Annotated in this window: 3 protein-coding genes; all 3 read right to left on the reverse strand. The window is 41.9% G+C overall.

All coding sequences use genetic code 11. The annotated features are described in order from the left end of the window. Positions 1-450 (reverse strand): DNA alkylation repair protein (locus tag WBV27_RS04255; RefSeq protein WP_424199717.1); only part of this gene is annotated, 450 nt, incomplete at its 3' end. A 228-nt stretch (positions 451-678) separates the two neighbouring features. After that, positions 679-2,613, reverse strand: coding sequence for an FAD-dependent oxidoreductase (locus WBV27_RS04260; protein ID WP_424199719.1), 1,935 nt, complete (start codon positions 2,611-2,613; stop codon positions 679-681). 155 nt (positions 2,614-2,768) lie between these two features. After that, positions 2,769-4,325, reverse strand: coding sequence for a PucR family transcriptional regulator (locus WBV27_RS04265; RefSeq protein ID WP_424199721.1), 1,557 nt, complete (start codon positions 4,323-4,325; stop codon positions 2,769-2,771). Positions 4,326-4,365 lie beyond the last annotated feature (40 nt).

Below are 4,365 nucleotides of genomic sequence, written 5' to 3' on the forward strand. Positions count from 1 at the left end.
TGACGCCCGCCTAACCCATCTGTTTTGGGATTTTGTCCAATCTTTTAATTTTTCTATATACCCTGGATACATTTCCAAGAATGTTCCAACAGTGTGGTTGCAGAAAGTATCACAAGTTGCCCAGTTGGTCACATATTCAGCTACCCATCTTTCGAACAGAAGAAAATCATCTTCAGTGTACTGCTTCTTGATTGCATATGCCCAATTGCAGGCAATGAAAGCTTCCTCCATCATTCCGGAAATCCACAGCTGTTCGCATAAATCAAATATTTCTTTTTTGGAAAGCTTCTTGATGCTTTTAAATGCCTCTTTGGAAATTTTCGAGACTGTCATCGTTTTTACGCCATAGACCCTTACTTCTTCCTTAAAAAATCTTTTGCCGCTTTCCTTTGTCGTTTCGTCTGAATTATTGATTAGTTCCTGCCTTACCTGTTCGATTATGTTAGACATAGCCCACCACCCTCTCAAACTTTTACCAAATCTTTTTTATCAGTACGTTGAAGTAAGATCATTTCGCTTCATTATCTCAACACCGGTGAATTTAATCAACTTGTTGTGATTTTGCTCAAAAAAAACCCTCGATATGTTCCCATGAAACACATCGAGGGCTTAAAACCTTGCATTTTTCTATGTCATTCAATCAAGAGATCTGGTCAGAAACGTTATCTAATACCTCATCTAATCGATACTCATCGCCGCATACATACCAGCTCGTACAGCGCCGCCCACTTTTCCGACTTTATTACAGTCACCAATGATTCGTGTCTTGTTGTGATACTTTTCGTCAATTGCTCTTGCAACTGCGGTATTCGGAACCATACCGAAGGACGCTACAACCGTCGTTCCTTCAATAAATGCTTCTGTACCATCTTTTTTCATCGCTTTGACGCCGTTTGGCAGGATTTCAAGCACCTTGTGTCCTGTACAGATTGTCACACCGTTGTTAATCATCATTGGAATCAAGGAAGCTTTATTTATAAAGTGATCACCGATTGCAACTTCATCCAGCATTTCGACAACGGTGACTTTTTTCCCTTTCATAGCCGTTTCAATTGCCGAATCACATGCGGATAAACCGCCGCCACAATAGATGATGTGGTCGCCTACCAATCTGGTTTCATCGAGGTGAGCTTGAAGAATATCAACTGTGTTCTCAATCCCTTTGATGTTCACTTTCAAAGGTACCGCTCCCGTCGCAACAAAGATTTCATCCGCATCAGCAAGCACTGATGAATCTGCGGTAACCATTGTATTTAAATCCACTTTAACATTCAGGATTTCCAGCTGATGTTTGTACCAAGTCACTAATTCCCTAAGCTGGCTTTTAAATGCAGGTGTCGCCGCACTTCTCAACTGGCCGCCAAGCTTTTCCGCTGCTTCGAAAAGCGTAACGTCATGTCCGATCAAAGCCGCCGTACGAGCCGCTTCCATACCGCCTGGCCCACCGCCGACAATAACTACTTTCTTAGGATCAGTGGTCTTAACCAGCTCGAAGCGTTTTTCAAATCCCGTAGCTGGATTGACGGCACAGCTGATTTTTGTCAGACGGTTGAGAATCCTTCCGATACATTCTTCATTACAACGGATGCATGGACGTACTTCGTCTCTCTTGTCTTTCATCAGTTTTTTCGCCATGTAAGGTTCTGCAATCAGCGGACGTCCCATCAGAACAAAATCCGCATGTCCCGCTTCAATCAGAGCCAGCCCGGTTTCCGGTGTATGGTTACCAGCATTTAAGATTGGTTTGCTTGTTACTTTTCTTGTCGGTTCACAAATCTCAGCCATACAAGCATCCCCCAGATATGCCGGTGGGAAGATATAATCAATATTTTCATAGCTGCCGGTATCAATATCAAAGGCATCAACGCCAGCATCTTCCAGATATTTTAATAACGGAAGTGTTTCTTCAAGTGTTCTTCCACCTTCAAAATTATGTTTCATTGCCATTCTGAAAATAATCGGCATATCTGGACCGATGGCTGAGCGGATTGACTGAACGATTTCCACCGCAAAGCGCATGCGTTTTTCCAAACTTCCACCGTATTCGTCTTCCCTTTTATTCCAGATAGCACTCATGAACTGGTCAACGAGATATCCTGCATGGGCGTGAACTTCGATCGCATCAAACCCAGCATCTTTCAGCAGTTTAGCTGAATATGTGAATTGCTTCATAATCGTCTTGATTTCTTCCACTGTTAAAGCGCGGCAGATTAATTCAGGATTGAACATGGACGGAATGGCTGATGCCGATACTGGTGGTTCGCCGTACATATTGGCAAACGCATTTTTGCCGGTACCACAGCTTAACTGGGCAACCATTTTCGTTCCGTAACGTTGAACCGCTTCACACAGTGACGTCAGTTGCGGAATAACATACGTTGAGTCCAGATAACCTTCAAGGGAACCCTGGGCAAGTTCCTGAGTCAGGAACTGGCAACCCATGATGATCATCCCTGTACCGCCTTTTGCCCTTTCTTCAAAGTAATCGATTTCATCTGTATCGATAGTACCGTCCTTATGTCCGGCATTAAGCCCCATCGGTGCCATGGCAATACGGTTTTTCACTTCCATTTTTCCAATTTTAAATGGGGTAAACAAGTTCTCAAAATTCATTTGACTTCCTCCCAAATCATTGATATGGTATTAAATCTTCTTAGACGATGTTTGTGTTTTTTTTCACAATTTGATAATATCACATATATTGCTCCGACTTCATCGTGCAGAAAAATAGAAAAAAGCCGCAGACCTTGTCGCAATTGCACAAGAGTCTACAGCTTACCCGTATATTCAAGAATCTTATAAGATAAAAAGATTTTCATCGCTATTTCATCGTCGTCCAGGCACTCCCCAATAAGCTCCCGTATCTTGGACATCCTGTACGATAGAGTATTTCGGTGTATGAAAAGTTTCTCCGCAGTTGCGATGAGATTTTTCATATTAGAAACATAGGCATAAACAGTCTTCAGATACTCTGTTCTATTCTGTCGGTCATAACTTTTCAGCTTCAGTACCGTCGGATGACAAAAATCTAACATATCATGATGTATCCCAGCCAGCTGAATCATATGATAAATCCCGTAATCTTCATAAAGATACACTGTTTTTTCCTTCCCTACCTTTTGCCCCAGGGAAATGGCAGTCACCGCCTGATCAAAGTGGTGCCTCAGCTCCAAAATATCATTAAATTCCTGACTGATTCCGGCTTTCAAGGTATCCTTCTTCAGAAAAGCATCAAATGCGCTCAGCTCTTGCTCGTTCAGATAAACACCTTCCCCACACCCTAGAATCAATACCAGTTTATTCTCAAAAATGACGGCTGCTTCCCCCGCTAAAAGCTTTTTCAATGTCTCACTAATATATGGAATAAGAGAAAACGTGTCTTCATAGGAATTATACTCAATAGATAGCACATACATTTTGGAAGGCATCTGCCATTTGATATATTTAATCCGCTCCAGAATATTTTCTTTCCCCGGATGATTGCCGTTTAGCAAATCCAGGATCAAATTTTCCAACATGACTTTTCTAGAGTTAAAATATTGAGGATTTTTCTGCATTTCAGAAGAAATCAGATCACAGATGAACGCCACAACTTCCAGATCTTTTTCCGTAAAGGGACGTTTATGTTCAAGGACCGCTAGGTTACCCACAATGGCATCCCCTATCTTAACAGTAGCAAAGATCCTGTTTATCCTGCTGATTTCTCCAAGATTGCCGATTACCGGACCTTTTGACCGGGCAGATTTTTCAACCAAGGGTTTAAAATCATACTTAACTGTATATTCATAAGTGCAATAGCCTGTGTCCCGATACTCGTTCCAGGCATTATCCTCCACATCATCACACCTGGAACAGGCTAAAAGCCGGTGATTATTATCTCCCAGCATCACGGGATTCCCCACCAATTCACTGGCAATCTCCATAATATACTTCAAGCCTCTGCCCTGAATAATTGAGTTGAGCAGGGCCGCTGAACTCTGGACAAATGTCAGAGAATTCGACAGGATTTCCTGAACCCGGTTAAAAAGCACACTCAAGGACACTTCCGGCAGAAGACACCAGTTTCCACTTTTGGAATCCTTTAGCTTTTTCTTCAAAATCGACGTCTCCTCATATTTGCAAATCAAAAGAAAATTACTGTTCTCTGTTAGATTGTCCATATCCAATTGATTGGCATAGCCGATATATAGAAGGTCTTTTTCCCAGCGCTGTTGATTTTCAATCAGGCGTGCTGATGTAATTTTCTGTTCCCCATCGGAAACTACCGTTATGAAATGCTCCCGATTTTCAAGCTTTTCTATAATCTGTTCAAATTTTAGATTCATCTGTTTTTACTCATTTCCTATCTTGATTTCATTGTCAGTT

The sequence above is a fragment of the Trichococcus sp. genome (genome assembly GCF_049589555.1).
GTDB lineage: Bacteria > Bacillota > Bacilli > Lactobacillales > Aerococcaceae > Trichococcus.

Excerpts from the sequence above, each read along its gene's own strand:
- WBV27_RS04260 (WP_424199719.1), bottom strand. The coding sequence starts at position 2,613 with ATGAATTTTGAGAACTTGTTTACCCCATTTAAAATTGGAAAAATGGAA.
- WBV27_RS04265 (WP_424199721.1), bottom strand. The coding sequence starts at position 4,325 with ATGAATCTAAAATTTGAACAGATTATAGAAAAGCTTGAAAATCGGGAG.